This window comes from Pontibacter silvestris, assembly GCF_020907275.1.
GTDB lineage: Bacteria > Bacteroidota > Bacteroidia > Cytophagales > Hymenobacteraceae > Pontibacter > Pontibacter silvestris.
In genome coordinates, this window is sequence record NZ_JAJJWI010000022.1 from 74,212 (window position 1) to 81,686 (window position 7,475).

General features: G+C 41.5%; 6 protein-coding genes. 3 read left to right on the forward strand and 3 right to left on the reverse strand.

Annotation, left to right across the window (positions count from 1 at the left end; all coding sequences use genetic code 11):
• Positions 1-79: 79 nt before the first annotated feature.
• Together LN995_RS17705 and LN995_RS17710 are read right to left on the reverse strand one after the other, a co-directional pair.
• Positions 80-2,023 carry an AAA domain-containing protein gene (locus tag LN995_RS17705; protein WP_229962420.1) on the reverse strand — a complete coding sequence of 648 codons (1,944 nt, stop codon included), beginning with the start codon at positions 2,021-2,023 and terminating at the stop codon, positions 80-82.
• A 219-nt stretch (positions 2,024-2,242) separates the two neighbouring features.
• Positions 2,243-2,812, reverse strand: a complete 570-nt coding sequence (locus tag LN995_RS17710; RefSeq protein WP_229962421.1) for a hypothetical protein — start codon at positions 2,810-2,812, stop codon at positions 2,243-2,245.
• 368 nt (positions 2,813-3,180) lie between these two features.
• Between LN995_RS17710 and LN995_RS17715 the strand changes: the two genes are divergently transcribed.
• The 3 genes from LN995_RS17715 (at position 3,181) to LN995_RS17725 (ending at position 6,502) form a co-directional block, all read left to right on the forward strand.
• Positions 3,181-3,975, forward strand: a complete 795-nt coding sequence (locus LN995_RS17715; protein ID WP_229962422.1) for a thymidylate synthase — start codon at positions 3,181-3,183, stop codon at positions 3,973-3,975.
• A 226-nt stretch (positions 3,976-4,201) separates the two neighbouring features.
• Positions 4,202-5,590 carry an amidohydrolase family protein gene (locus LN995_RS17720; protein WP_229962423.1) on the forward strand — a complete coding sequence of 463 codons (1,389 nt, stop codon included), beginning with the start codon at positions 4,202-4,204 and terminating at the stop codon, positions 5,588-5,590.
• A gap of 150 nt (positions 5,591-5,740) precedes the next feature.
• On the forward strand, positions 5,741-6,502 hold the full coding sequence (locus LN995_RS17725; protein WP_229962424.1) for an MBL fold metallo-hydrolase: 762 nt from the start codon (positions 5,741-5,743) through the stop codon (positions 6,500-6,502).
• A 104-nt stretch (positions 6,503-6,606) separates the two neighbouring features.
• Here the strand turns inward: LN995_RS17725 and LN995_RS17730 are convergent.
• Positions 6,607-7,475 (reverse strand): Gfo/Idh/MocA family protein (locus LN995_RS17730; protein ID WP_229962425.1); only part of this gene is annotated, 869 nt, incomplete at its 5' end.

Sequence of the window (7,475 nt, forward strand, 5' to 3'; positions counted from 1 at the left end):
ATCTGAAAGATAGGAAATAACCCTGCCAATCCGAAACCAGGAACAGAATATATGACCAAAGGCCTAAACCGCTCCTCTGTTAAGGCATACATTCGGCTATCTCCCACGCACTTTTATACGAGTTTATACGCTCAACGTATTGTAAAAAATCAGAATAAAACGGATGCAGGCTTAAAGTAGCGCTGTCACCTACTATTACTAACTTTTTCTTGGCACGTGTCATAGCAACGTTCATGCGCCGGATATCGCTTAAGAATCCAATTTCGCCTTTATCGTTGCTGCGTGTCATGCTAATGTAAATAATATCACGTTCCTGCCCCTGAAAGCTATCTACAGTACCAACAGTTAATAAACGCTGCTGCTTTAGTTCGTGCAATTCGGGCGAATGCTCCACCAGGTCCTGCAGGTAATTAATCTGCGCCCGGTAAGGTGCAATCACACCTATTCGCAAAGGCTCTGTTTCGTCACTGGCAGGTGTATAATCCCGCAGAATGTAATTCAGGTGGTTAATTAAGAGAGCAGCTTCATCGGGGTTTGCCGAGCTTTGGCTCTCTGGTGTTTCCACCTCATTATAACCACAGCCGGCGGTATCAATAAACTCAACAGCCAGGTCAGGAGCAAAATGCGAATCAAACTGATGCAGGTCGCTGTTGCTGACACTTTCATGAGCCATCAGTTCTCCTTTGTAAAACTGTTGGTTTGAGAATTCCATTATATTTTGGTGCATGCGGTACTGTGTCTTCAGCATGACAGCTACCTCTGGCTGGCGCTCTATGCACTTCTCAAACAAAGTCTTACTTAAACCACCCTTTTCAGCCTCGAAAGACTTTACAGTAGGAGGGAGCTGAAAATGATCACCGGCTAAGACCACACGGTTTGCCCTTGAAATTGGAATCCAGCAGGCAGGCTCCAGAGCCTGTGCAGCCTCATCAATAAAAACAGTATCGTACTGCAGGTGCCGGATAGCTTTGTTAGCAGAACCGACAAGGGTACAGGTAATAACCTGCACATGGTTTAACAGGTCTTCAGTAATATATTCTTCGACACGATCCGCTTCATCCAGCAGTCGCTTGCTCTCTATTTTATACAACTGCCGCTGTACCCGTTCTTCGTGCCCAAACTTGCGCTTGAACTGAAAGGCCATGCGCTTGTATTCTTCGGCTGTTTTACGATACTCTTTCAGGTTTTTAAAAGAGCGGTGAGACATAATCTGGGCATCTAATGTATGTTCTAACAGCACATCCGACACCCGCGATGGATTACCTATCCTGATTACGTTCACTCCCTCGTTGGCTAGTTTCTCGGTCAGCAAATCCACAGCTGTGTTAGACGGTGCCGTTACGAGCAAACGCTTCTGAGTTTGCAGAGTATGTAAAATACTCTGCACCAGCGTAGTAGTTTTACCCGTTCCCGGAGGACCATGAATAATAGCCACATCTTTAGCCTGGTGTATTTTCTGCACTGCTTCGTTCTGTGAGGCGTTCAGGTTTGGGTTTTCTTCTATTTTATCATCTGTAAACTCAGGTTCCCTTATACTTAACAGCACATCACGCAGCTCTGCCAAACGAGTTTTATAAGCATCTAGCACTTTCTTCATGGCTATCTCCATTTCACGATAGCTCATTTCATCAAATGTCAGGTCTATTCCAAGTCGCCCGTTATCAATCCAGTCCGGAAGATCTTCTTTATTGGTAGCCAATAGAACTTTATTTCGCCTAAGGCCAATAATTACACCGTTCAGACTTTGGCGCTCACCATTATTACTAAATAAAGAGGCTGCCTTGCCGGTCTGAAACAGGTGCAACTGATCACGGTCTTTCGTCCGCTCCAGTTCCAGTACTACTTTATTGCCGAAACCAAGTTCTTCTTTAACTATATTTACAGGATACCAGCAAAAGCCCATTGCCTTACGTTCAGCAATAGTACTTTTCATGCTCTTAATCTTGTACTGCTGACGGTCCTCTTCCTGTTCAATTTTAAGCAGTTCCTGTACCTGCTTCAGTTCAAAAAAAATATCGCTCATTTATATCAAAAATAAGGGCTGGTGTTTCAAAACCAGCCCTTGCTATGTCCTATAATGTTGGTACCGATTATCGGTACATTCAATATAACAAAAATTTTGCTGTTTTTGCTCCCCAAAATGCCAATGTTGTATACTAGAATTAAGAGTTCCTGTTTAATAAGCTAAGAATAGTAATTGTAACACATCAGTATCAGAGAACAAAGCTTGTTCAAGTAGCCTTTACTGGACCTTTTTTCTCCGTGGCTTAGCCTTCGAAACTTTATTCAACCGAACCTGAAGGAATACAGCATATAAAAACAAGATAAAGGCAGTAACGGCCAGTATGGCAATTATTTTATCTTTCCCGTAGCGGAAGTCTTTTGCTGTCTTTAATTGCTCCTCCAAGCCTATGATTGTCTGCTCACGCTTCTTTACTTCAACTTCCAGTATTTTAATCTGGCTTTTAAAGCTTTTAATATGATTGTCAATCTGCCGTTGGTCCTGAATGGTCAGATTGTTTTCGCGTCTGCTCTCTACTGTACTTTCGGCGATCTTCTTCAGGCTAGCCTCTTTTATGGCTCCAATTAGCTCAGAATCGGTATTAATAATTTTCTTGAGAGTGCCGATAATACTTAATAAATCGTTTTTAGACTTCTTCCCCCAGAAGTTACTGTTTTGCTGGTTGTAGAACTGATACTCCATTACCAGTTGCTCCCGTTCATTCATCAGCCTGGTAAGTTTATCTTCCTGTGCCTGCGCACCCACAAACCAGAGGCAAAGGACGGCAATTGCCCATAGTTTTTTCTTCATCTCTTATTAAGTTGATATAGAATAACACGCAAATATGGCTAACCTTATTGAATTTGGCCGCATTTATTTGGTGAAAGAACCAAGAAAAATTTGGATGTTTAAAACCAAAGAAATAGATAAGTAAGGTTATCCAGTAAAGAATGTATATAATCAGTGCAGCCATTAACAAGCACAAGTACTGATGTGGTATGACAGAAAGATTTTTTTCCTTGATTTTGAACTAGTTGAAAATATGAATATTGTTAAAGCCATTTTAAAGAAGCTGTTATGAATAAACTGGAATAAATCGGCTGTTTACCCTTCGTAAAGCTATGTCTCAATTCAACATTAATATTTATCTTTAGCTTTAAGATATACTTGAACAGATAATGAAGCAATATTTAGACTTAATGCAGCATATCCTCGACAAGGGGGTGAGGAAAGAAGACAGAACAGGAACGGGTACCTTGAGTGTTTTTGGATACCAGATGCGATTTGACCTTGCTAAAGGTTTTCCTTTAGTAACCACTAAAAAAGCGCATCTTCGGTCTATTATTCATGAGTTGTTGTGGTTTCTGAAAGGTGATACAAATATAAAATACCTGCAGGAGAATAAGGTGACAATATGGGATGAATGGGCGGATGAAAATGGCGATCTTGGTCCTGTGTATGGCTCACAGTGGCGCAACTGGCCTACACCTGACGGCCGTCACATAGACCAAATATCACAAGTGGTAAATCAATTAAAGAACAACCCGGACTCACGCCGCATAATTGTCAGTGCCTGGAATGTAGCAGAAATTGAGAATATGAAACTACCACCTTGCCACGCTTTCTACCAGTTTTATGTAGCTGAAGGTAAGTTGTCGTGCCAGCTCTATCAGCGTTCTGCCGATGTGTTTCTGGGCGTACCGTTTAATATTGCTTCTTATGCACTACTGGTACTCATGATGGCACAGGTCACAGATCTGGAACCAGGAGAATTCATCTGGACAGGTGGAGACACGCACCTTTATCTGAACCACTTAGAACAGGCAAAGCTTCAGCTTACACGGCAGCCCCATGAGCTTCCGACCATGATAATAAACCCTGAAGTAAAAGATATTTTTGGTTTTAAATTTGACGACTTTAAGCTGGAAAATTATAATCCACATCCTGGTATCAAGGCACCGGTCGCAGTATAAGCTTTTCTCTTACAATCATTCAGTAAAGTCACGATATAATGTTTATCAATATATGGGCAAATCAATATACCCTAGCTTTAAATCGTGGATTTACTTCTGTGGTATTTGAATATTATCAAAGGTATTAGTTCTATCTAACCCCTTATCTCTCCAAGTACTTATTCATAGTTTGATATTCATGAAGAAACAATTCTTTTCATTGCATGCTCTTTTAAGTTGTTTGATTGTGTGCAGTACTATTGTTAGTGCCAAAGCCCAGCAGTTCACCCCGCAGGTTAGCCAATACATAAAAACACAGGCAAGCACTATTGCACTTACAGATGCAAAGGTGATCGATGGTACAGGCAAACCGGCAAAGCTTCAGCAGACAGTGATTATTAAAGACGGCCGTATAGAGCAGATTGGTAATGCCAAAAAAGTAAGAGTGCCTAAAGATGCAGAAGTGATAAACTGCTCTGGTAAAACAATTATCCCCGGGCTAGTGATGCTGCATGAGCACCTTTATTATACAATGCCACTTGAAAGTTACTTTAATATATCCGAAATGCCGGCAACTTTTCCTAAGCTTTATTTGGCAGGAGGCGCTACAACTATCCGGACAGCGGGCAGTATTGAGCCTCAGACAGACCTGACACTTAAACGCATGATTAGAGAGGGCAAACTAATAGGACCTGACATGGATGTAACAGCGCCTTATATTGAAAGACAGGCTTTTGACATTCCGGCACTTAATACAGTAAAAGATGAAAATGAAGCAGCTGCTTCTGTAAACTTCTGGGCTGATAAAGGCTGTACTTCCTATAAAATGTACATGCATGCGACGAAAGAAGACCTGGCAGCTGTGGTACGGGAGGCACATAAAAGAAACCAGAAAGTGACAGGCCATTTGTGCTCCATAACCTACCGAGAAGCAGCAGAACTGAGTATTGATAACCTGGAGCACGGCTTTTTAGCAAGTACTGATTTTGTTTCTGATAAGCAAGAAAATGAATGTCCTTCATCTGCACGACAATCATTGCTGGACCTGGATGAGAACAGCTCGCAAATGAAAAGCCTGATGCAGTTCCTTATTAGTAAAGGTGTTGCCATAACTTCGACCTTGCCCGTGTTTGAACCTTACACGAATCGTGAGGTGGTATTAGGAGGTGGCTCGGAGGCTCTTTTGCCCGAAGTCAGAAACTCCATTCACAGTAAGTGGGAAGCTGCCCAAAATAAAGACTCTGTAAGCGCAGTCCTTTTTAAGAAGGAGCTAGCCTGGGAGAAGCAGTACTTTGATGCCGGTGGTTTGTTAGTGGCTGGCACAGACCCTACCGGAGCAGGGAGAACCATTGCCGGTTATGCAAACCATCGGCAAATTGAATTATTGGTAGAAGGTGGTTTTACACCGGTAGAGGCAGTTAAAATCAGCACATTGAACGGAGCTGTTTATTTGGGCAGAGAAAAAGAGATAGGCACCATTGAACAAGGTAAAAAAGCCGACCTAGTTCTGATAAATGGAGACCTGGAAAAAGATATACAGGAAGTAAGAAAAACAGAACTTGTCTTTAAGAATGGTGTTGGTTTTGATTCACAAAAGATATTTGAGTCTGTTAAAGGTAAAGTAGGGTTAAATTAATCACTACTTAATTTAACCCTAAGTTTCTGTTGTAGAACCAAGTTTGTTGAAATCAGGTGCTGTAAGGCTGAAATAACTTTAAGCTGCCATAAAAAGTAAAAGATTAAAACATTATCTGATGATTGATGTTTCTCCTAAAATATAAACTCTATGAAATTTAAAACCATTTTAGCTTTACTTTTTAGTATAGCTTTCTTACGTGCCAGTGCACAAAATGCCAGTCCTGATCAGGTTGATACTAAAAAAGGTCCGTTAACCATCCAGCCTATAGAGCATGCTTCCTTAGTTTTAACCTGGAATAACAGAACAATATATGTTGACCCTACTGGTGGAGCAGAAGCTTATGAGGGAATAAAGTCTCCTGATATGATTCTGCTCACAGACATACATGGTGATCACCTGGACAAAGAGACGTTGAAAGCTTTGAGTACAAAAAACGCTGTGGTGATAGCGCCTAAGGCAGTAGCAGATCAGCTACCTGAAAATTTACAGCAACAAGCAGTAGTGTTAAATAACGGAGAAAGTACAACTCAACTTGACATTCCGGTAAAAGCCATTGCTATGTATAATCTCCCTGAAAATGCAGATGCAATGCACCCGAAGGGCAGGGGCAATGGCTATGTTCTAAACATAGGCGGGAAAAAAATTTACCTTTCAGGCGACACAGAGGGAACCCCGGAAATGCGTTCTCTCAAAAATATCGATGTAGCTTTTATTTGCATGAATCTACCTTATACAATGGATGTAGACCAGGCAGCTAATGCAGTACTTGATTTCAAACCAAAAATTGTTTACCCTTATCACTACCGGGGCAAGAATGGTCTGAGTGATGTAGAAAGATTTAAAAAAATGGTAAACGAGAAAAGTAAGCAAATAGAGGTAAGGCTAAAAAACTGGTATCCTGAAAGTTGAAAGCAGTACGTTAATCTTCTTGATAGAAATGAAGTCTATATCGTCTAAACGACAAAAGCATGAAGTTATTTCTTCATGCTTTTGTCGTTTAATAAGCTAAAGAATCAGGAAATTTCTACTCTTTTCCCGTTGTTGCGTGCAGACTCATAGATCGCCTCCAGTATTTTCATATCGCGTAGGCCCATTTCGCCAGGCACTATGGATTCCTGATTGTTTCTAAAGCTCTGCGCCTGCCCATCCATCTGGTGCACCTGCTCATACACGTTTTCGTAGTCCATTTCTCCCTCACTAGTTTCACCCTCTTTACCCTCATAGGCATAAGCAGGGCTCACCCGCCACCAACCATTTTCGGCCTTGCCAGCCAGAAGATTAGCCTCCCTGGCATAGCTGCTGGTGCATTCTGCTGCTACACCATTGTCAAATTCCATTTTCCAGCTGATCGACTGCTCCACACCATTATTAAAATATTCTGGATTTGTTATTTCTCCAAACTGTGCTGTAACAGCAACAGGTGCTTTACCTAAAGTGTAACATGCACCTTGCACGCAATATATGCCCACATCCATTAATGGTCCGCCTCCAGACAGTTCTTTGTCAAGACGCCAGACATCAGGGCTGTCTTTAGTCATATCCTGGCTGTTAGCTGCCTCAACACTTTGTACTTTGCCAAACACCTGCTGCTGCCCCAGTTCCATAACACGTTTATTGAATGGCTCATAATGTAGTCTGTACCCAATTGCTAATTTTACATTGTTCTGGTTGCAGGCTTCAATCATTCGCTGTGCATCTGCTACTGATGTAGCCATTGGCTTTTCACAGATTACATGTTTCTTGGCCTTAGCAGCTCTGATAGTATATTCAGCATGCATGCTGTTTGGTAATACTACATAAACAATATCTATGTCCGGGTTATCTGCTATTTGGTCAAAGTTTTCATAGTTGTAGATATTCTTTTCAGGAATATTATATTTAT